This window comes from Pseudomonas sp. C2B4 (assembly GCF_013359695.1).
Classification (GTDB): Bacteria; Pseudomonadota; Gammaproteobacteria; order Pseudomonadales; family Pseudomonadaceae; genus Aquipseudomonas.
On the sequence record NZ_JABFMU010000072.1, the window covers coordinates 12,068 to 30,795 of the forward strand.

Here is an 18,728-nt window from a genome sequence, read left to right on the forward strand (position 1 = left end):
CATTTTGTCATTGGCTTAATAAGTTTCGGAGGACAATTTATATTTATCGGCACAACGCTTTATCTCGCTTATACCAAAATGGATTTTATGTTGCACCACCTGAGAAATTGCCCTGCGATTATTAATCGGAGGGATCTCAGAAACATTGGACCTAGAGGGAATTTAGTTTTAATGGGCGAAATAATGGGCGCACTTGCTATTCCTCACCTCTCTCTACGCAATGGAGGTACTAACACGGATGACCTGAAGAGTTTCCCCGCAGGCCTGAGACGAATTTTGGTAACCCTATATTGGCTCGGGTGGACGTCTTTAATCGTAATGTTCGTCTTTTACGCAGTAGCTGAACTAGAACTTGTCTGAAAAATTTCTTGTCACGAGAGAACCTCTTACAGGCGAATCAATGCCGCCGCTTCAACGTATCCGAAGGCAACTCCCCAAACTGCTTGCGATAACTGTCCGAAAACCGCCCCAAATGCAGGAAGCCGTAGTCCAGCGCCACTTCAGTGACGTTGCGCACGTTGCAGGTGGGGTCGCTCAGGCAGGCGTTGATGCGTTCCAGGCGTTTCTGGCGGATGTAGTTTTTCGGCGTGGTATCGGCGTTACGCTCGAACAGGCCGTACAACGAACGCACGCTCATGTGCGCCTGGCGCGCCAGTTCTTCGCTGTCGATGTCCTGCTTGAGATTTTTGGCGATGTAGTCGGCAATCGCTTCGAAGGTGGCGGTCTGCGAGCCGAGTTCGAAGCGGCTGACGTTGGTCTTCATCAGGCTGAGCATCTTGCTGACGATGATCTGCGCGTAGTGCTCCTGCACCCGGGGGATCTGCTCGGTGGCCTCGGCCTCCTGGCAGATCATCGCCAGCAGGTTAACGAAACCTTCCAGTTCATTGAGCTGATAGCGGTTCTCCACAAAGCGCACGCCCTGCCCCGGATAGCGCCAGCGCTGTTCGTTGCAGACCGATTCCAGCAAGGTCGTTGGGACTTTGAGGATGAATTTTTCGCAATCGTCGGAATACGTCAGGTCGACCGGATCGTCGGGGTTGATCAGCAGCAACTCGCCGGGAGCGAAGTAGTGTTCCTGGCCGTGACCGCGCCACAGGCAATTGCCCTGCAGCAAGACTTGCAAGTGATAGATGCTTTCCAGCGCGCCCGAGGTAACGCGAACGCTGCCGCCGTAGCTGATGCGGCACAGGTCGAGACTAGCGAATTTGCGATGATTGAGGCTGGCCAGGGGGCGCCCGGCGCGAGGCATGAGGATGCAGTGATTACCGACGTGCTGATTGACATAGCCCGACACCGCGTATGGGTCGGCATGGTCGAATACCGTGCTGCGCTGACTCAACAGTTGCGCTTGCATCATCGGGTCACTCTCGTTGTTGTTATAGGGTGCATCAGGCCATTCTAGGGCAGTACTGGCAGCGGTGTGTCAGCAAACTGACCTGTGGAGCTTTTGGCCTCTTCGCGAGCAGGCTCGCTCCCACATTTGACCGTGTTTCTTCAGGTGGAACGCGGCCGAATGTGGGAGCGAGCCTGCTCGCGAAAGCGGTGTGTCAGTCAACATTGATGTTGAAGCTAACGCCCTCTTCGCGAGCAGGCTCGCTCCCACAAAGGTTCCGCAATTGGAAGGATCAATCCTCCAGTGCACGAACCCGCTCGTGACGCTGCTGCTCTTCAGGCTGAGCCGACGCCTGCAGAGTGAAGTCGAACTCGATCTCGGCAAAGCGACCACTGACACCATAAGCCGCTGCACGCGCCTGGTCATCGCTGAAGGTGATCTTGGCGATCAGCTCGTCGCGGGTGGCGTAGGCGAAATCGTCGTGCAGGTACTGATCACCATCCAGGTTGATCTGGGTGGTCAGGTGACGATGATCCGGTGCGGAGATGAAGAAGTGCACGTGCGCCGGGCGCTGGCCGTGACGGCCCAGTTGATCGAGCAGTTGCTGGGTCGGACCGTCCGGTGGGCAGCCGTAGCCCGACGGCACGATGCTGCGGAAACGGTAGCGGCCTTCGGCGTCGGTGACGATGCGGCGACGCAGGTTGAATTCCGATTGCGTGGTATCGAAGTACGAATAGGTACCGCCGGTGTTGGCATGCCAGACATCCACCACGGCGCCCGCCAAAGGTTCGCCGGCGGTGTTGAACACCCGGCCTTGCATGAACAGGGTCACGCCCGGGTCAACACCGTCATCCAGGCGCGCTTCGCCTTGGGACAAAGGTGCACCGGCCACGTACAGCGGGCCTTCGATGGTGCGCGGCGTGCCGCCGGACTTGCCGGCCTGCTCGTCTTCGGCATCCATCAGCAGGTCGAGGTAGTGTTCCAGGCCCAAACCAGCCACCACCAGCCCGGCCTCTTGACGAGCGCCCAGCACGTTCAGGTAATTGACCGCTTTCCAGAACTCTTCCGGTGTCACGGCCAGGTCTTCGATGATGTTCACCGAGTCACGCAGGATGCGGTAGATCAGCGCCTTGGTCCGTGCATCGCCGGCATCGTTGTGCAGGCCGCTGGCTTCTTCGAGAAATTTCTGTACTTCGGCAGTGTGGGAAATCTTGACGTTCATTTTATCGGTTCCTCATCTTGTAATTATTGGCAAAGCTCGCTGAACAGGCTGGGCTCAGCGGTCATCCTCGCGAATCGAAGAAGGATGGCGGCACATCGCGGTGACTTCGATCGCCATGTACGGATACAGCGGCAATTGCATGAGCAAATCGTGCAGTTCCTGGACGCTGTCGACATCGAACACGCTGTAGTTGGCGTATTGGCCGGCGATGCGCCACAGGTGACGCCACTTGCCCTGATCCTGCAGGCGTTGCGCCAGGGCTTTTTCGTCAGCCTTGAGCTGCGCGGCGCGTTCGGGGTTCATGTCGACCGGCAAATTCACGGTCATCTTTACGTGGAACAGCATAATGCTCTCCTCAGGCTTGATGAATGGCGGTGGAAGTTTTGTCGCGGCGGAAGAACGCCAGGCGTTCCTCGTCCAGGCTCAGGCCCAGACCCGGGGTTTTCGGCACATGCAGCTCGAAATCCTTGTAAACCAGCGGTTCGCTGAGAATGTCTTCGGTCAGCAGAAGCGGGCCGAACAGCTCGGTGTCCCACGCCAGTTTGTTCAGGGTGACAAAGGCATGGGCCGAGGCCATGGTGCCCAGGCCGCCTTCGAGCATGGTGCCGCCATACAGGGCGATGCCAGCTGCTTCCGCGATGGAAGCGGTGCGCAATACGGCACGGGGGCCACCGTTCTTGGCGATCTTCAGGGCGAATACCGATGCCGCGCCTTCGCGGGCCAGGTTGAACGCGTCTTCCACGCACTCGATGGACTCGTCGGCCATGATCGGCGCCGGGCTCATGGCATTCAGGCGCGCCATGCCGGCGCGGTTGTTGCGCGAGATCGGCTGTTCGATCAGGTCGATACCGTTGGTGCCGAGGATGCGGCAGGCGCGCAAGGCGACGGCTTCGTCCCAGGCCTGGTTGACGTCGACCCGCACGCTGGCGCGGTCGCCCAGGGCTTTCTTGATCGCAATCACGTGGGCCAGGTCGCGGTTGACTTCGCCGGCACCGATTTTCAGTTTGAAGATGCGGTGACGACGCAGGTCGAGCATTTTTTCCGCTTCGGCGATGTCCTTCTCAGTGTCGCCACTGGCCAGGGTCCAGGCCACCGGCAGCGCATCACGCACACGACCGCCGAGCAATTCGCTGACGGGCAGGCCGAGGCGCTTGCCCTGGGCGTCGAGCAAGGCGGTTTCGATACCGGACTTGGCGAAGGTGTTGCCACGGATGCTGCGCTCAAGACGCAACATGGCGGCGTTGACGTTGCCGCTGTCCTGGCCGATCAACAAGGGCGCGAAGTGCGTGTCGATGTTGGTCTTGATGCTGTCCGGGCTTTCGTTGCCGTAAGCCAGGCCACCGATGGTGGTGGACTCGCCGATCCCTTCGATGCCATCGGCGCAACGCACGCGAATGATCACCAGGGTCTGGTTCTGCATGGTGTGCATCGCCAGCTTGTGCGGGCGGATGGTTGGCAGATCGACGATGATCGTCTCGATCGACTCAATGGCAGTTGCAAGCATTTCGATACCCATCAGGTTCTTGGAGTTCTGGAATCGATTCTCGTACGGCTTTTTTCCCAGCGCCAATATAGAATTGGTCTGACTTGATACCTTAAAGGTATGCAACAGATTCGCACCCGGAGGTTCCATGGAACTGCGTCACCTGCGTTATTTCCAGGTATTGGCTCAAACCCTCAACTTCACCCGCGCCGCCGAATTGCTGCACATCGCCCAGCCGCCCCTGAGCCGGCAGATCCAGCAACTGGAGGACGAGTTGGGGGTGATGCTGCTCGAGCGCGGGCGACCGCTGAAGCTGACCGACGCCGGGCGTTTTTTCCATGAACACTCCACTGCCCTGCTCGAACAGCTGAACAAGGTCTGCGACAACACGCGGCGCATCGGTTTGGGGGAAAAGACCTGGCTGGGTATCGGTTTTGCGCCGTCGACGCTGTACGGGGTGCTGCCGGAATTGATCCGTCGCCTGCGCAGCGGCGAGCCGCTGGAGCTGGAGCTGGGGCTGTCGGAAATGACCACCCTGCAACAGGTGCAGGCGCTCAAGGCCGGGCGCATCGACATCGGCTTCGGCCGGATCCGCATCGACGACCCCGCCATCATCCAGACCGTGTTGACCGAAGACCGCCTGGTCGCCGCCCTGCCCGCCGGCCACCCGTTGCTGGCCGGCCCCATCAGCCTGCGCGACCTGGCCCGGGAGCCCTTTGTGCTCTACCCCGGCAACCCGCGCCCCAGCTACGCCGACCACGTGATCGCCCTGTTCGAATCCTACGGCGTGAGCATCCACGTGGCGCAATGGACCAACGAATTGCAAACGGCGATCGGTCTGGTGGGGGCCGGTATCGGGGTGACGTTGGTGCCGGCCTCGGTGCAACTGCTGCACCGCGACGACATCGGCTTCACCCCGCTGCTGGAAGACAACGCGACGTCGCCGATCATCCTCAGCCGGCGCGTGGGCGATGTTTCACCGGGGTTGAACCATTGTTTGCGGATGATTGAGGAGTTGCAGCCCGGGGGTTAGCCGCTCTGGTGAGATGCTATTTGTGGTGAAAGGCGCTTTTGTGGCGAGGGGATTTATCCCCGTTCGGCTGCGGAGCAGTCGCAAAACCTGATTATGCGCTGTGCCTGACTGTGTGCAGGGGGCCGCTTCGCAGCCCAACGGGGATAAATCCCCTCGCCACAGAGTTGTGTGTGCGCGCCAAAAAACGTGTCAGCCAGCAAACGCCCTGCGCCCCGCACTCATCTCGGTACGCAACTCGCCGATCAGGTCGGAGATGGCCCGCACGTTGGTCAGTTGCTCGGTCGAAACGCCGCTGATCAGCAGTTCAACCCGGCCACTGACGGGGTCGTAAACCTCGATGCGCAGCAAGCCGCCGCTCTCCGTGCATTCGCAGGACAGCGGCGCGAATCCGGACTCCACGATATTGCAAAGGACAGAGATGGGAAGCATGACCGGTCCCTCGGACGTTTGTTGATCGGATTGGATCCAGTGAGAATAGATCTGCTTTGCCCATCCTGCGCCAACAAAAGTGTTAGTTGCCTCACAATTCCGGGCGCTTTTTCACTCGGCATTCCTTTTCCAGATCCAGTTCCAGAAACCCGGCAATTGCACCGACTGTGAACTGTCGCGCACGGTCCGCGCCATCGCCGCCCGCTGCAACTGCGCGGTGTCGTCGTAAAACGGTTGTTCTGCGACTTTCACCCCGGTCGCCCGCGCACTGTCGAGCAGGATTTGCAGGTATTCGCGGGTGTGCCGGGCGGTATAGCGGTTGAGGTCGTGGAAGGTCACTACCACCGGAATCACCCCATCGACCACTGGCAGTTCCCCCTGGGCGATACGCTCGCGCACTTCCGACATCGAGCGCAGAAAGTGAGCCCGGCGCCGGGGGCTGGCGTTGAAGCCCCAGATCTTGCCGTCGTTGGCGCTCAGGTCGGTCAGCAGTACATGCAGGCCATGTTGCTGATACGCGGCGAAGGTGCGTGTGTCGTAATTCCAGAATGGCGGGCGCAACAGTGTCGGCGGCGCGCCGGTGATGGCGGCGATGTCGGCGCTGCCGTTAGTCAGAGCTTCTTCGAGCTCCCCCGGCTCCAGGGAGCGATGATTGGTGTGTGAAGGCGTTGCCGTGTGGAAACCCAGAATGTGTCCGGCATCCCGCTCGCGGTGCATGATGGCGCGCCCGATTTCACTGCCGCCAGCCCGCGAAGCACGGGTCTGCACGAAGAACACGGCTTTGATGTCCGTCTGCAGTGGATTGCGCGCCAGGCTGTCGAGCACGGTTTCGGTGGGGTTCCAGAAGCTCGAGGCGCTGGGGCCGTCATCGAAGGTCAGCAGAAAGCGGATCGGTGGTTGAGTTTGCAAACGCTGTTCGGTCTGCGGCGTCATTTCGATGGGAGCAGCGATACAGCCCAGCAGACTGACCGCCATGGCAAACGCCGAAAGAATCTTGAACAACTGTTTCATTTTTTGCTTTGGGCCAGACTTCTACGAAACGCACATCTTACCTGTAGGAGCGAGCCTGCTCGCGATGAATGAGAGAACACCGCTGGGTGTCAGGTATCCAGCGTTATCGTTGACGACCATCGCGAGCAGGCTCGCTCCTACAGTGGGGCGTGGTTAGTTCGCCAGGGCCTGCTGGAAAGAGCTGTCGATGATCGGTGCAGTCGCCAGTTCAGTCGGCAGCGCCTTGACCTTGAACAGGAAGTCCGCGGTGCTCTGCAGATCCTTGGCCGCTTGCGTATCCACCGGGCCGACGGTCATGTGGGCCTGGCGCAACCAGTGCCGGGAGACGTTCTGATCGAGGTTGGCCTTCTTCGCCCACAAATCGGCGTATTCATCAGTGTGAGTGTCGACCCAGGCCCGGGCCTTTTTCAGGCGCCCGAGGAAGTCAGCGATGGCTTCGCGCTTGTTGTCGATCGAAGGGGTCGACGCCGCAATGGCGCTCAGGCCGGGCATCAGGTTCTTGGCGGTGAGAATCGGCCGCGCGCCGGAGAACAGGATCTGCTGGGAAATGTACGGTTCCCAGACCGGGAAGGCGTCGATGCTGCCCTGGGGCAACGCGGCAGCGGCATCGATCGGCATCAGCTTGATGAAGTCGACGTAGTCTTCCGGCAGGTCGGCTTTTTCCAGGGCGCGCAAGGTCAGTTGCTGGCTCCAGGCGCCGGGCCAGTAAGCGACTTTCTTGCCCTTGAGGTCCGCGATGGTTTTCACCGGCGAGTCCTTGGGCACCAGCAAGGCGATGGTGTCCGGGTTCTGCCGTGAGACGCCGATCAGCTTGACCGGCGCCTGCTTGGCGGCGAGGAACAGAAAGCCCGAATCACCGAGAAAACCCAGGTCCAGCGCGCCGGTATTCAGTGCTTCGGCCAGCGGCGCGGCGGCCTGGAAGTGTTTCCAGTCGACGGTGTAAGGCGCGTCCTTCAGCACGCCCGACGCTTCGACCGATGCGCGAATGTTGTAGTAGTTCTGGTCGCCGACGTGCAGGACGACCGGCTCAGCGGCATGCGCCAGAGGTGCGGCAAACAGGGCGCTGGTCAACAGACCGCGCACGAATCGGGACAGGTTCATCGGGGGCTCCTTGGGGGTGATTTCGATAGACCATAACGCTCTTACAAGCCGCTTTTTAAATTCTATTTATGCATAAGCTAATGACCTGCCACGCACAGTGTTGGCCCAGCAACAGCGCGCCAACAGACTGTTTTCTGAGGTACATCCATCTGCCCGACAACACCCGGCAAAGCCCCGAAAACCTTGAATTCGAGGACATGGCACAGAGCCTGCTCTGTCTTTTTCAAATGCAGCCATCTGCGTAGAAAGCAGCCATTCACATTATTTTTTTCAACATAAGAACCTCACCGCCTTGCCCGGAGCCGTCGCTATGAAACCCACCTTGCGTTTGCCTTTTCTCAGGTCCCTGCTGGGCGCCTGTGCCCTGGCGTTGAGCCTGCAACCCGTGGCCCAGGCCGCCGAAACGCCACCGGCCGAAGTGCATCTGGATTACGCCTACTATTCGCCGGTCAGCCTGGTGCTCAAGCACTTCGGCTTCCTGGAAAAAGCCCTGCCACAGACCAAGGTCGGCTGGGTATTGAGCCAGGGCAGTAACCGTTCGCTGGAATACCTCAACAGCGGCGGCGTCGACTTCGCCTCCTCCGCCAGCCTCGCGGCCGTACTCAGCCGCGCCAATGGCAGCCCGATCAAATCGGTCTACGTCTACAGCCGCGCCGAATGGACCGCGCTGGTGGTGCGCAAGGATTCGCCGCTCAAAACAGTGGCTGATCTCAAGGGCAAGAAAATCGCAGCCACCAAGGGCACTGACCCGTACCTGTTCACCCTGCGCAGCCTGCAACAGGCCGGCCTGAACAAAGACGATGTGGAACTGGTGCACCTGCAACATCCGGACGGCCGCACCGCCCTGGAAAAGGGTGACGTCGACGCCTGGGCCGGCCTCGATCCGCACATGGCCGCCAGCCAGGTCCAGGCCGGTTCGCGCCTGCTGTACCGCAATACCGATTTCAACAGCTATGGCGTGGTCAGCGTCACCGACACCTTTGCCAAGGAACACCCGCAGACTATCGACACCGTCCTGAAGGCCTACGAACAGGCCCGGGAGTGGGCGGTAAAAAATCCAGACGAGCTGGCGAAACTGCTCGCCACCGAATCGGGCCTGCCGCTGGAAGTGGCCAGGCTGCAGCTGTCGCGCACCGACCTGAGCAATCCGCAACTGACCGCCAAGGATGTGATCGCCTCCAAGGGCGCCGCGCCGATTCTGGTTTCAGAAGAGTTGGTCAAACGGGGCGTGAACGTCGATCAGGTGATCGATCAACTGATTGATACCGGGTTCAAGGAAACCGTCGCCCGCCAATAAAGCAAAAGATCGCAGCCTCGGCCGTCTTCCTGTAGGCGCTGCCGCAGGCTGCGATCTTTTGATCTTCGCCTGCGTCGTGACTGGAGAAACCCATGACCAGCAAAAGCAAAACCCTCCCCTCGCACCTGGCATTGCCTGCACCGCATCGCCTGAACAACGCCTGGCGCCTGCGCCTCAAGGGCCTGGCGCTGCCGGTGCTGATTCTGCTGGTACTGGAATGGGTCGTGCGCATCGGCTGGCTGCCGTCCTATCAGATGCCGGCCCCCAGCGAAATCGCCCTGACCCTCAGGGACCTTGCCGAAGGCGCCTTGTGGAAACACATCAGCGCCAGCCTGCTGCGAGTGCTGCTGGGATTCGCCATCGGCGCCAGCCTGGCCCTGCTGTTTGCTGCCTGGGTCGGTTTGAGCCGCGAGGCCGAAGCCTGGCTGGAGCCCACGTTCGCCGGCTTGCGTTCGATTCCGAGCCTGGCCTGGGTGCCCCTGCTCCTGTTATGGCTGGGCATCGACGAGACCTCGAAAATCGTCCTGATCGCCATCGGCGCGTTCTTTCCGGTGTACCTCAATGGCGTCGCGGCGATCCGCAACATCGACCGCAAACTGGTGGAGGTCGGGCAAATGTACGGCTTCAGCCGCCCTCGCCTGGTGCGACGGATCCTGTTGCCGGCCGCCCTGCCCGGCCTGTTCACCGGGTTGCGCAGCGGCATGAGCCTGGCGTGGATGTTTCTGGTCGCCGCCGAACTGATCGCGGCGACCAAGGGCCTGGGTTATCTGCTCAGCGACGGTCGCGAAACCTCGCGCCCGGACATCGTGCTGGCGGCCATCATCGTCCTGGCGCTGCTGGGCAAACTCAGTGACGGCCTGCTCGCCAGCCTGGAGAAACGTTTCCTGGCCTGGCGCGACACGTTCAACGGCCAGGGGATTGAGCCATGACCGAACACTTGCTGGATATTCACGTCGAGCGCAAAACCTTTGCCGCGACGACGGTGCTCAACAACATCCACTTGCAGTTGCAGCCCCGGGAAACCGTCAGCCTGCTCGGCCCCAGCGGTTGCGGCAAAAGCACCTTGTTGCGGATCGTCGCCGGGTTGGAAAAGGACTACCAGGGCACCGTGCACAGCCGCGCCGGTGAAGTGGCGTTCGTCTTCCAGGAACCGCGCCTGATGCCCTGGCTGACGGTGGAGCAAAACATCGGTTTCAGCGCCGACAACCACTACGACAAGGCCTGGGTGGCGCAGTTGATCGAGGAAGTCGGTCTTGGCGGTTTTGCCCAGGCCTTGCCCAAGGCCCTGTCCGGCGGCATGGCGCAGCGCGTCGCCATCGCTCGCGGCCTCTATTCGCGGCCGCAGGTGTTGCTGCTAGATGAACCGTTCAGCGCGGTGGACGCCTTCACCCGCATGAAACTGCAAGACCTGCTGCTGCAACTGGCTGAGCGTCATGCCATCGCCCTGTTGCTGGTCACCCACGATGTCGATGAGGCGCTGTACCTCAGCGACCGGGTGCTGGTGATGGACAACCGCCCCAGCAGCATTCGCCAGGAACTGCCGGTGCCGCTGACGCACCCGCGGGATCGCCGCGACCCGCTGTTGGCGCGGCTCAAGGCCTTGTCGTTGACCGAGTTGCAGCGAGCGCATGTGATCTGAGGCGGTCCTGGCATTGAAACGACTATGCTGAAAGCACCAACAGGAGGATTCAGCCATGTGCGGACGCCTGTCGCAATACCGGGGCATCCACGATTTCGTGGCAGTGCTGAGCATTCCCGACGCGTTGATCAACCACGTCGGCGATCAGCCACTGGCCCACTACAACGCCGCGCCCACCACGCAACTGGCGCTGCTGCATCTGGAGGACGACGGCCTGCATGCCGATCTGCAGCGCTGGAGCTGGCGCCCGCATTGGGCGACAGATCGCGCGGCACCGATCAATGCGCGGGTCGAAAAAGTCGCCCACGGTCCGTTCTTCCGGGCGATCTGGCCACACCGGGCGATCTGCCCGATCGACAACTGGTTTGAATGGACCGATGCCGGCGATGGCACACGGCAACCCTGGCTGATCCGTCGCCGCGACCGGGCCCCGGCTTACTGCGCGGCAATCGGACAATTTGCCATTGGCAGCGCCATGCCCCGGGACGATGACGGTTTCGTGATCATCACCGCCGACAGCGCGGGCGGCATGGTGGACATTCATGACCGGCGCCCGGTGGTGTTGTCGGCGAAACTGGCGCGGGAATGGCTGGACCCGGCCACGCCCAAGGAGCGGGCCGAGCAAATGGTACTTTTGCAGGGGGAAGACAGTGAGGTATTCGAGTGGTTCAGGGTCGATAAGGCGCTTAACAATGCCAGAAACCAGGGAGCCGAATTGATTGAAGAGATCAATTGAACTGTCAGTTTCGACAGGACCGCTGACATAAGTAACAAGGCAATGTCAGCCACTGTTACAACTACTGTTTCAATGAATTAACACTTATGAAAGTACATGAATTTTGTGAATGAACCGCTTGTCCGACAATCCTTCGGCCATGCATACATTTCCAATGAGTCCCGCTAGCATTCGCGCCGCATTTCCAGTGCCACAGCCAGTTGACCAAAGAGTCAGCAACCAAGGAAATCCCGAAAACAACAAGCCTTGCAGAGAATCAAATTGCGCGACGATTTTACAAATAATCAAGTCGTGGGTCTGGCGTGTGTCTATCTCACAAAGAATGAACACTACCAACTCGACTCTTTTATCGGGCAATACATACAGACCCGAAATCTAGGATCAGTCCCCAATATCGACAACCTTCTGTGCTCGACACTTGAAGGCTATCCAGGCAGGCCGCCGGTGATGGTCAACGAGTTGAATGCCTGGATCGACAGGACGCTGGGCTATCGGGCCACTCATCCCGATTTTCTGTCGCTGGACGACATATGAAAGCCTACTGAGCACTTGTGGGAGCGAGCCCTTGTGGCGAGGGGATTTATCCCCGTTGGGCTGCGAAGCAGCCCCGAAATCGAAAACCACGGTGCATCAGGTACACCGCACTCTTTGGTTTTACGACTGCTTCGCAGCCGAGCGGGGATAAATCCCCTCACCACAAAGGCTAGCTCCCACATTCAGTGTGTGCCCGGTTCAGGGTTTCAACGGGATTTCGATATCACGCTCCGACAGCTCTCTGCTGCGGTCATGCTTCCACGTCTTCTCCTCATGCTCCTGCTGCTCAATCTCTTCTTCCGAGGGTTCATCCTCTACTTCTTCGGGATCCGGACGTTTTGGGTCAGTTGCCATGTTCACCTCTCTTCCTGAAGGGATCGTTCATCCACCTTAAGCGTAGAACAATTTCCCCCGCCCCGACCTACAGCCACCAACGCAGCAAAAAGAAAAAACCCATGCTCAACAACATGCTGAGCAACGTGTTGCGGGTGTACAGCACCAGGCCGACGGCCACCAGCGAGCTGATCAGGTACGGGTTGTCCCATTGCAGGTTCAGCTGCTTTTCGGGCATGAACACAATCGGTCCACAGATCGCGGTCAACATGCCCGGCACAGCGAATCCGAGGAACTGCCGGGCATTGCTGCTCAGGCGCACCGGCAACCGGGGCTCCAGAAACACATAGCGGTTGAGGAACACCAACACGCCCATGCCGATAATCACCGCCCAGACCATCATGTGCGTGCTCCCTGGAATTTGTTGCAGATAAAACCGGCGGTCATCCCCGCCAACCCCGACAGCACCAGCGCCGAGCCCCATTGCCAGTAGCTGAACAACACCGAGCAGAACAGCGACACCGCGACGCAGACCACCGTCGGCACATTGCGCACCACCGGGGTGATCAGGGCGATGAAGGTGGCGGCGATGGAGAAGTCCAGCCCCAGGTGCTCCAGGCCCGGAATGCTGCTGCCCAGCACGATCCCGGCCAGGGTGAAGAGGTTCCAGGCGATATAGAACGTCAGGCCCACGCCCAGCGCGTACCAGCGATCGAATTGTTGCTTGTCGTGCTGGCTGGTCAGGGCGAACAGCTCATCGGTGAGCAGAAAACCCAGGCCTATCCGCCAACGTCCCGGCAAGGGCGAAATCACCGAACGCATGCTCATCCCATAGAGCAAATGCTGGGAGGTCAGCAACAAGGTGGTCAGCAGGATCGAAAAGATCCCGGCCCCGCCCTTGAGCATGCCGATGGCCACCAGTTGCGCGGCACCGGCGAACACCATGCTCGACAAGCCCTGACCTTGCAGGGGCGTGAGGTTGGCTTCGATGGCCATGGAACCGGCCAGCAAGCCCCAGGGCGCGGTCGCCAGGGACAGCGGCATGATCGCCGCGGCGCCACGCAGGAACGCCGTGCGTGGCAAGTGTGAGTTGGACATAACGCTCTACAACCAGGGGAAAGACCCCAGACTGTGCCATCAGTCGCGGCCAATGGCTTGAACAATCTTGCGCACATTGCCATTGATCGGCCGCTCGCTTGTTTCGCCTGGGCCCACCCGCGCGAGTACCATGAAGCCATTCGCCCGACGCCTGCGAGAGTCGACATGCTCTATCGAATCGCCGCCGATGGACTGGTGCTGCTTCACCTGTCGTTCATTCTGTTCGTGGTACTTGGCGGCCTGCTGGTGCTGAAGTGGCGCCGCTTGATGATGTGGCACCTCCCGGCCGCTGCCTGGGGCGTGGCGGTGGAACTGTTCCACCTGCCCTGCCCGTTGACCCAATGGGAAAACAGGATGCGCCACGCTGCCGGACAAAGCGGCTACGGCGACGGATTCATTGAACATTATGTATGGCCGCTGATTTATCCGGTCGGCCTGACCCCGGCTATTCAGCTTTGGCTGGCCGGTTTCGTGCTAGTGGTCAACCTGGTGGTCTATCTTCGAGTGCTCAGGGCAATTTAAAAGGTTGTCCCCCTGTAGGAGCGAGCCTGCTCGCGATGGGCTTCCAGACAATGCGCCCCTTCAGGTTGCACGCGTGATCGTTCACGACCATCGCGAGCAAGGCTCGCTCCTACAGAGGGATTGAACACATGCTGTCGATCGAAGATCTGGCGTTGCTGGAGTCCATCCGTGAAACCGGCAGCCTGTCACGGGCCGCGGCCCGGCTCGGCAAGGCGCCGTCCACGGTGTCCTACGCTGCGCGACAGCTGGAGGAGCGCTTTGATGCCTTGCTGTTCGACCGCCGTCGCTATCGCTTGCAGCTGACACCGGCCGGTGAGTTGCTGGTCAACGAGGCGTCACGGCTGATGGAAGACGTTTCGCGCCTGACCCAGCGGGTGCAGCAAGTGGCCAATGGCTGGGAGAGCCGGTTGTGGATCGTCACCGACGAATTGCTGGAGTTCGAAAACCTGATCCCGGTGATCCAGGCGTTCGATGCCCTGGGTTCCGGGGTGCCGCTGCGGATCACCCAGGAAGTGCTCAAAGGTGTCTGGGAGGCCCTGCGTGAAGGCCGCGCCGACCTGGTCATCGGCGCCACCAACGAACCGCCGGCGATCCCGTCCTTGCGCTGGATGCAGTTGGGGGAAATGGAATGGGTATTTGCAGTGTCGCCAAAACATGCGCTGGCCAAAGCCAAGGAGCCAATATCCCGGGCGACCGTGACGCAGCATCGGGCGATTGTGGTGGCAGACTCGGCCAGGACAACCGAGGGCCGGACTTACGGCGTCTCTGGCGGGCAACCGGTCATGGCAGTGCCCACCATGCGCGCGAAAATCCTCGCCCAGTGCGACGGCCTGGGTGTGGGCTGGCTGCCCAGGCATCGCGTCGGTTCGCTGTTGCAAAACGGCAGGCTGATTGAAAAACAGATGGCCGACCCGCGCGAACCCAACGTTCTGTACGCCGGTTGGCGTGGCGATCAGGATGGCCGCGCCCTGAACTGGTGGCTGGAACAACTCAAGCAGTCCTACCTCGCCACCCGGCTGGTGCAAGGCATCGACCTGTTTGCCTGAAGGCCGGGACTCAATTGGCGATCACGCTCATGTTGCGCCCGCTGGCCTTGGCCACGTACAACGCCTTGTCGGCGGCACCGATCAAATCCTCGGTGTCGGTTTGCGAAGCCGGATCGTAGCCGCACACGCCGACACTGACCGTGACCGCGCCTTCCGGACTTTCGCTGTGCTGCAAGCCCGCCGCCTGCACCGCGTGACGAATTTTCTCCGCCACCAGAAACGCCCCGACATAGTCGGTACCCGGCAACACCACCGCAAACTCCTCGCCACCAAAACGCGCGGCCAGATCGCCAGGGCGCTTGATGTGATCGGTGATGATGGCCGCGATATCGCGCAAACACTGGTCACCGGCCAGGTGGCCGTAGTGATCGTTGAACGCCTTGAAATGATCGACATCGATCATCAGCAGTGCGAGGCCGCTCAGGTTGCGCCGGGCGCGGCCCGTTTCCGCCTGGATGAACAGATCGAACTGGCGCCGGTTGGCCAGCCCGGTGAGCGCGTCTTCCAGGGCCAGCAACTCCAGGTTGCGATTCAGCTCCAGGAGCTTTTCCTGGGAACCGAGCAATTCGAGCTGGATGCGGTTCTGCTGCTGCATCAACTTGATCAGGCGAAAACCGAGCACGCCGAGGAAGCCGAGCAACAACGCCACGATCGCCGCGCTCAGCATCGACTCCTTGCGCCAGCCGGCCAGCACTTCGTCCTTGTTCAGCGCGGCGAAGACAATCAATGGATAGCCCTCGACCCGGCGATAGCCCACCACCCGCTCGACCCCATCGATGATCGACATGATGGTCGCCGTACCCGCGCTGGCGTGGGGCAACAATTGGGTGAACAGCGGGCTCCTGGCCAGGCTGGTGCCAATGTCCGCCTCGTTGAAAGGCCGGCGCACGACAATGCTGGCATCGTCGGCGATCAGGTTGATCACGCCGTTGCGGCCCATGTCGATGCTGTCGTAGAGCTGCAGGAAGTGCGTGAGGTAAATGGTCGCCAGCGCCACGCCGGCAAAACGGCCATCGGGGTGATTGATCCGCCGCGACACGGTCATGATCCATTCGCCGCTGGAACGGCTCTTGATCGACGGACCGATGTGCGGCCCGCGGTCGGGATGATCGCGGTGGTAGATGAAATATTCGCGGTCGGAATTATTGGCGACACCGACCTCGGCGCCATTGGAGTTGGCGATCCACCGCCCGGTTTCGTCATACACGAACAGGCCATGGATCTGGCTCAACTCACCGCGCTGGGCGCTGAGCAAACGCTGCAAGCGATGCAGCCGATCCCCTTCAATACCGTCGTTTTCCAGACGATCCACCAGGCCGAACAGCAGCGTATCGGCCTGCTTGATCGACGCCTGCGCCTGGGAGGCCAGGGTCTGCGCCAGGTTGGACATCGCCACTTCCTTGTCATGCAGATGGTACTGGCGCGAACTCCAGACCTCCCAGCTGACAATCAGCGCCATCGACAGGCACACCGCAACCAGCAGCGTCACCGCCGAACGAACCTTGACCCTGGCGACGCCGGGCCGGTTTTTTTCGATGCGGTCGTAGATTGACGGGTGCCCCATGACGTTCGCTCCTTGAATCCTGTTGACAGGCGCCAGCGGATTACCGCGATGCCTGCTTCACGTTCTCTATCCAGACCGGGTCCAGCCGCGTCTGTTCAGTGTCGATACCCAGCGCTTCCATCCGCGCCTTGTGCTGGTCCATTTCCCGGATCAATTGCCCATGATCGCTGGAGTTACCGTCCAGCTGGTGCATTTGGTTCAAGCCCAGATGATAGAACCGTAGCAGCTTCATGGCGGTTGGATCACCGGCATCAACCGCCGCCGTGACGTGATGCATGACGTTGGTGACGCTCATCAGGCTGCGCTTGAGCTGCCAGCTGTAGACCGCCGGCGCCATCCACTCCTGCGTCCAGAACACCTTGCGCATCAGCGTCGCCATCACCAGCACGGCGGCAAACACGCCGCCGATGTTGAAGCGCAGATTGTCCCCGCCCGGATCGCCGAACAATGCCACCGCCGTGGTGGACAGCGCCATCGCCAGCGCCAGGAAAATCAGTGCGATGATCAGCGTGCTGCGCCGTGTCTGTTGCCGATAGGTTTCGGCGTTCATCGGCTGGATTTCGAACATTACGTCGGGTTTCCTTGGCTTCAATGATAAAAAGTCTCGCAACGCACAAAAAGCGCGGGCCATTATCGCCTCTGCGGGGGATTTAGCTATGCTGGGGCTCCTTTTCATCTTTCCATCGTCAAACGGGGGACATGGCGAGACCGCGCAGTTCGTGCCATCTTCTTTCATGGATACACACTATTCGGATGCCATTCGTTGTTTCTGTGGGAATGACATCGTTTTAAGGATCATTGAATGACCCAACGACAAGTAATCAACGCTTCGGTCAGCCCGAAAGGCAGCCTGGAAACACTCTCCCAACGGGAAGTCCAGCAACTGAGCGAAGCCGGATCCGGCAGCACCTACGACATCTTCCGCCAATGCGCCCTGGCCATCCTCAACACCGGCGCCCACGTCGATAACGCCAAGACCATCCTCGAAGCCTACAAGGACTTCGAAATCCGCATTCACCAACAAGACCGTGGCGTACGCCTGGAACTGCTGAACGCCCCGGCCGACGCTTTCGTCGACGGCGAAATGATCGCCAGCACCCGTGAAATGCTCTTCAGCGCCCTGCGCGACATCGTCTACACCGAAAACGAACTCGACAGCCAACGCATCGACCTGAGCACCTCCCAGGGCATCAGCGATTACGTCTTCCACCTGCTGCGCAACGCCCGCACCCTGCGTCCCGGCGTCGAGCCGAAGATCGTCGTGTGCTGGGGTGGCCACTCGATCAACACCGAAGAATACAAATACACCAAGAAAGTCGGCCACGAATTGGGCCTGCGCAGCCTCGACATCTGCACCGGCTGCGGCCCCGGCGTGATGAAAGGCCCGATGAAAGGCGCCACCATCGCCCACGCCAAACAACGCATTCACGGTGGCCGTTACCTGGGCCTGACCGAACCGGGGATCATCGCCGCCGAGGCGCCGAACCCGATCGTCAACGAACTGGTGATTCTGCCGGACATCGAAAAACGCCTGGAAGCCTTCGTCCGCGTCGGACACGGCATCATCATTTTCCCGGGCGGCGCCGGCACGGCGGAAGAGTTCCTGTACCTGCTCGGCATCCTGATGCACCCGGGCAACGAAGGCCTGCCCTTCCCGGTCATCCTCACCGGCCCGAAACACGCAGCGCCGTATCTGGAGCAACTCGACGCCTTCGTCGGCGCGACCTTGGGTGAAGAAGCCAAGAAGCATTACCAGATCATCATCGACAATCCGGCGGAAGTTGCCCGGCAGATGACCGCCGGCCTCAAGGCGGTGAAACAATTCCGCCGCGAGCGCAACGACGCGTTCCACTTCAACTGGCTGCTGAAAATCGACGAGGGCTTCCAGCGCCCGTTCGACCCGACCCACGAAAACATGGCCAACCTGAAACTCAGCCGCGACCTGCCAGCCCACGAACTGGCCGCCAACCTGCGCCGCGCGTTCTCCGGCATCGTCGCCGGCAACGTCAAGGACAAGGGCATCCGCCTGATCGAAAAACACGGCCCTTACCAGATCCGTGGCGATGCGGCGGTCATGCAGCCGCTGGATCAACTGCTCAAGGCTTTCGTCGCCCAGCACCGGATGAAATTGCCGGGTGGCGCGGCGTATGTGCCGTGTTATCAAGTGGTGGCATGACAAAATAATGTGAGCTGAAACATGGCGAGCCGAAGCAAATTGCTTCGGCTCGCTGCTTTCAAGTGCAACGAAACAGCTTGGGGAGCGGACCTGGATTCCTGTGGGAGCGAGCCTGCTCGCGAAAGCGTCGGGCCAGTCACCACTACTGCTGAATGTGCTGACGTCTTCGCG

The 18,728-nt window shown here is 60.5% G+C and carries 21 protein-coding genes; 9 read left to right on the plus strand and 12 right to left on the minus strand.

Annotated elements, in window-relative coordinates; all coding sequences use genetic code 11:
• Positions 1 to 397: 397 nt before the first annotated feature.
• From HNQ83_RS27895 to HNQ83_RS27910, 4 genes are all read right to left on the minus strand, one after another.
• The gene (locus tag HNQ83_RS27895) at positions 398 to 1,357 is read right to left on the minus strand and encodes an AraC family transcriptional regulator (RefSeq protein ID WP_175392066.1); all 960 of its coding nucleotides are present in this window, start codon (positions 1,355 to 1,357) and stop codon (positions 398 to 400) included.
• Between the two features lie 268 nt (positions 1,358 to 1,625).
• Complete coding sequence (catA, locus tag HNQ83_RS27900) at positions 1,626 to 2,555, minus strand: catechol 1,2-dioxygenase (RefSeq protein ID WP_175392067.1); 930 nt, start codon at positions 2,553 to 2,555, stop codon at positions 1,626 to 1,628.
• Positions 2,556 to 2,609: 54 nt separating this feature from the next.
• Positions 2,610 to 2,900, minus strand: coding sequence for a muconolactone Delta-isomerase (gene catC / locus HNQ83_RS27905; RefSeq protein WP_175392068.1), 291 nt, complete (start codon positions 2,898 to 2,900; stop codon positions 2,610 to 2,612).
• 10 nt (positions 2,901 to 2,910) lie between these two features.
• Positions 2,911 to 4,059, minus strand: a complete 1,149-nt coding sequence (locus tag HNQ83_RS27910; protein ID WP_175392069.1) for a muconate cycloisomerase family protein — start codon at positions 4,057 to 4,059, stop codon at positions 2,911 to 2,913.
• A 127-nt stretch (positions 4,060 to 4,186) separates the two neighbouring features.
• Between HNQ83_RS27910 and HNQ83_RS27915 the strand changes: the two genes are divergently transcribed.
• Entirely contained in the window at positions 4,187 to 5,071 is an 885-nt protein-coding gene (locus HNQ83_RS27915; RefSeq protein ID WP_175392070.1) for a LysR family transcriptional regulator, read from the plus strand.
• A gap of 189 nt (positions 5,072 to 5,260) precedes the next feature.
• Here the strand turns inward: HNQ83_RS27915 and HNQ83_RS27920 are convergent, their stop codons facing one another.
• From HNQ83_RS27920 to HNQ83_RS27930, 3 genes are all read right to left on the minus strand, one after another.
• Positions 5,261 to 5,500, minus strand: a complete 240-nt coding sequence (locus tag HNQ83_RS27920) for a DUF1652 domain-containing protein (protein WP_175392071.1) — start codon at positions 5,498 to 5,500, stop codon at positions 5,261 to 5,263.
• A gap of 111 nt (positions 5,501 to 5,611) precedes the next feature.
• Positions 5,612 to 6,511 carry a polysaccharide deacetylase family protein gene (locus HNQ83_RS27925; protein ID WP_175392072.1) on the minus strand — a complete coding sequence of 300 codons (900 nt, stop codon included), beginning with the start codon at positions 6,509 to 6,511 and terminating at the stop codon, positions 5,612 to 5,614.
• Positions 6,512 to 6,664: 153 nt separating this feature from the next.
• Complete coding sequence (locus HNQ83_RS27930) at positions 6,665 to 7,612, minus strand: ABC transporter substrate-binding protein (RefSeq protein ID WP_175392073.1); 948 nt, start codon at positions 7,610 to 7,612, stop codon at positions 6,665 to 6,667.
• Between the two features lie 310 nt (positions 7,613 to 7,922).
• Between HNQ83_RS27930 and HNQ83_RS27935 the strand changes: the two genes are divergently transcribed.
• From HNQ83_RS27935 to HNQ83_RS27955, 5 genes are all read left to right on the plus strand, one after another.
• The gene (locus HNQ83_RS27935) at positions 7,923 to 8,909 is read left to right on the plus strand and encodes an aliphatic sulfonate ABC transporter substrate-binding protein (protein ID WP_175392074.1); all 987 of its coding nucleotides are present in this window, start codon (positions 7,923 to 7,925) and stop codon (positions 8,907 to 8,909) included.
• Between the two features lie 92 nt (positions 8,910 to 9,001).
• Positions 9,002 to 9,838: an ABC transporter permease gene (locus tag HNQ83_RS27940; RefSeq protein WP_175392075.1), complete on the plus strand. Its 837-nt coding sequence runs from the start codon at positions 9,002 to 9,004 to the stop codon at positions 9,836 to 9,838.
• Positions 9,835 to 10,548 (plus strand): ABC transporter ATP-binding protein, encoded by a 714-nt coding sequence (locus HNQ83_RS27945; RefSeq protein ID WP_175392076.1) that lies wholly within the window; start codon positions 9,835 to 9,837, stop codon positions 10,546 to 10,548. Before HNQ83_RS27940 ends, HNQ83_RS27945 begins: the two co-directional genes overlap by 4 nt.
• 55 nt (positions 10,549 to 10,603) lie before the next feature.
• A complete protein-coding gene (locus tag HNQ83_RS27950) occupies positions 10,604 to 11,284 on the plus strand; it encodes an SOS response-associated peptidase (protein ID WP_175392077.1) in 681 nt (226 codons plus the stop codon).
• Between the two features lie 261 nt (positions 11,285 to 11,545).
• Positions 11,546 to 11,818, plus strand: a complete 273-nt coding sequence (locus HNQ83_RS27955) for a hypothetical protein (RefSeq protein WP_175392078.1) — start codon at positions 11,546 to 11,548, stop codon at positions 11,816 to 11,818.
• Between the two features lie 198 nt (positions 11,819 to 12,016).
• Here HNQ83_RS27955 and HNQ83_RS27960 read toward each other — a convergent pair whose 3' ends face one another.
• From HNQ83_RS27960 to HNQ83_RS27970, 3 genes are all read right to left on the minus strand, one after another.
• Complete coding sequence (locus tag HNQ83_RS27960; RefSeq protein WP_175392079.1) at positions 12,017 to 12,172, minus strand: hypothetical protein; 156 nt, start codon at positions 12,170 to 12,172, stop codon at positions 12,017 to 12,019.
• Between the two features lie 67 nt (positions 12,173 to 12,239).
• Positions 12,240 to 12,551 (minus strand): AzlD domain-containing protein, encoded by a 312-nt coding sequence (locus HNQ83_RS27965; RefSeq protein WP_162130447.1) that lies wholly within the window; start codon positions 12,549 to 12,551, stop codon positions 12,240 to 12,242.
• Positions 12,551 to 13,249: an AzlC family ABC transporter permease gene (locus HNQ83_RS27970; protein WP_175392080.1), complete on the minus strand. Its 699-nt coding sequence runs from the start codon at positions 13,247 to 13,249 to the stop codon at positions 12,551 to 12,553. The genes HNQ83_RS27965 and HNQ83_RS27970 overlap by 1 nt, the downstream gene beginning before the upstream one ends.
• A 165-nt stretch (positions 13,250 to 13,414) precedes the next feature.
• On the opposite strand from HNQ83_RS27970, the gene HNQ83_RS27975 reads away from it, so the two are divergent.
• Both HNQ83_RS27975 and HNQ83_RS27980 read left to right on the plus strand, forming a co-directional pair.
• On the plus strand, positions 13,415 to 13,771 hold the full coding sequence (locus HNQ83_RS27975) for a DUF2784 domain-containing protein (RefSeq protein WP_175392081.1): 357 nt from the start codon (positions 13,415 to 13,417) through the stop codon (positions 13,769 to 13,771).
• Positions 13,772 to 13,899: 128 nt separating this feature from the next.
• Positions 13,900 to 14,817, plus strand: a complete 918-nt coding sequence (locus tag HNQ83_RS27980) for a LysR family transcriptional regulator (protein ID WP_175392082.1) — start codon at positions 13,900 to 13,902, stop codon at positions 14,815 to 14,817.
• 10 nt (positions 14,818 to 14,827) lie between these two features.
• Here the strand turns inward: HNQ83_RS27980 and HNQ83_RS27985 are convergent, their stop codons facing one another.
• Entirely contained in the window at positions 14,828 to 16,381 is a 1,554-nt protein-coding gene (locus HNQ83_RS27985) for a sensor domain-containing diguanylate cyclase (RefSeq protein WP_175392083.1), read from the minus strand.
• A gap of 40 nt (positions 16,382 to 16,421) precedes the next feature.
• Entirely contained in the window at positions 16,422 to 16,949 is a 528-nt protein-coding gene (locus tag HNQ83_RS27990) for a DUF3087 domain-containing protein (RefSeq protein WP_175392084.1), read from the minus strand.
• Between the two features lie 234 nt (positions 16,950 to 17,183).
• Between HNQ83_RS27990 and ppnN the strand changes: the two genes are divergently transcribed.
• Positions 17,184 to 18,557 carry a nucleotide 5'-monophosphate nucleosidase PpnN gene (ppnN, locus tag HNQ83_RS27995; RefSeq protein ID WP_175392085.1) on the plus strand — a complete coding sequence of 458 codons (1,374 nt, stop codon included), beginning with the start codon at positions 17,184 to 17,186 and terminating at the stop codon, positions 18,555 to 18,557.
• The last annotated feature ends 171 nt before the right edge of the window (positions 18,558 to 18,728 follow it).

Bases quoted from the DNA above. Each gene is read 5' to 3' on its own strand.
- HNQ83_RS27930 (WP_175392073.1), bottom strand. From the start codon at position 7,612: ATGAACCTGTCCCGATTCGTGCGCGGTCTGTTGACCAGCGCCCTGTTT.
- HNQ83_RS27920 (WP_175392071.1), bottom strand. From the start codon at position 5,500: ATGCTTCCCATCTCTGTCCTTTGCAATATCGTGGAGTCCGGATTCGCG.
- HNQ83_RS27980 (WP_175392082.1), top strand. From the start codon at position 13,900: ATGCTGTCGATCGAAGATCTGGCGTTGCTGGAGTCCATCCGTGAAACC.
- HNQ83_RS27985 (WP_175392083.1), bottom strand. From the start codon at position 16,381: ATGGGGCACCCGTCAATCTACGACCGCATCGAAAAAAACCGGCCCGGC.
- catA (WP_175392067.1), bottom strand. From the start codon at position 2,555: ATGAACGTCAAGATTTCCCACACTGCCGAAGTACAGAAATTTCTCGAA.
- catC (WP_175392068.1), bottom strand. From the start codon at position 2,900: ATGCTGTTCCACGTAAAGATGACCGTGAATTTGCCGGTCGACATGAAC.
- ppnN (WP_175392085.1), top strand. From the start codon at position 17,184: ATGACCCAACGACAAGTAATCAACGCTTCGGTCAGCCCGAAAGGCAGC.
- HNQ83_RS27935 (WP_175392074.1), top strand. From the start codon at position 7,923: ATGAAACCCACCTTGCGTTTGCCTTTTCTCAGGTCCCTGCTGGGCGCC.
- HNQ83_RS27975 (WP_175392081.1), top strand. From the start codon at position 13,415: ATGCTCTATCGAATCGCCGCCGATGGACTGGTGCTGCTTCACCTGTCG.
- HNQ83_RS27960 (WP_175392079.1), bottom strand. From the start codon at position 12,172: ATGGCAACTGACCCAAAACGTCCGGATCCCGAAGAAGTAGAGGATGAA.
- HNQ83_RS27970 (WP_175392080.1), bottom strand. From the start codon at position 13,249: ATGTCCAACTCACACTTGCCACGCACGGCGTTCCTGCGTGGCGCCGCG.
- HNQ83_RS27915 (WP_175392070.1), top strand. From the start codon at position 4,187: ATGGAACTGCGTCACCTGCGTTATTTCCAGGTATTGGCTCAAACCCTC.
- HNQ83_RS27895 (WP_175392066.1), bottom strand. From the start codon at position 1,357: ATGATGCAAGCGCAACTGTTGAGTCAGCGCAGCACGGTATTCGACCAT.
- HNQ83_RS27945 (WP_175392076.1), top strand. From the start codon at position 9,835: ATGACCGAACACTTGCTGGATATTCACGTCGAGCGCAAAACCTTTGCC.
- HNQ83_RS27965 (WP_162130447.1), bottom strand. From the start codon at position 12,551: ATGGTCTGGGCGGTGATTATCGGCATGGGCGTGTTGGTGTTCCTCAAC.
- HNQ83_RS27990 (WP_175392084.1), bottom strand. From the start codon at position 16,949: ATGTTCGAAATCCAGCCGATGAACGCCGAAACCTATCGGCAACAGACA.
- HNQ83_RS27910 (WP_175392069.1), bottom strand. From the start codon at position 4,059: ATGCTTGCAACTGCCATTGAGTCGATCGAGACGATCATCGTCGATCTG.
- HNQ83_RS27940 (WP_175392075.1), top strand. From the start codon at position 9,002: ATGACCAGCAAAAGCAAAACCCTCCCCTCGCACCTGGCATTGCCTGCA.
- HNQ83_RS27925 (WP_175392072.1), bottom strand. From the start codon at position 6,511: ATGAAACAGTTGTTCAAGATTCTTTCGGCGTTTGCCATGGCGGTCAGT.
- HNQ83_RS27950 (WP_175392077.1), top strand. From the start codon at position 10,604: ATGTGCGGACGCCTGTCGCAATACCGGGGCATCCACGATTTCGTGGCA.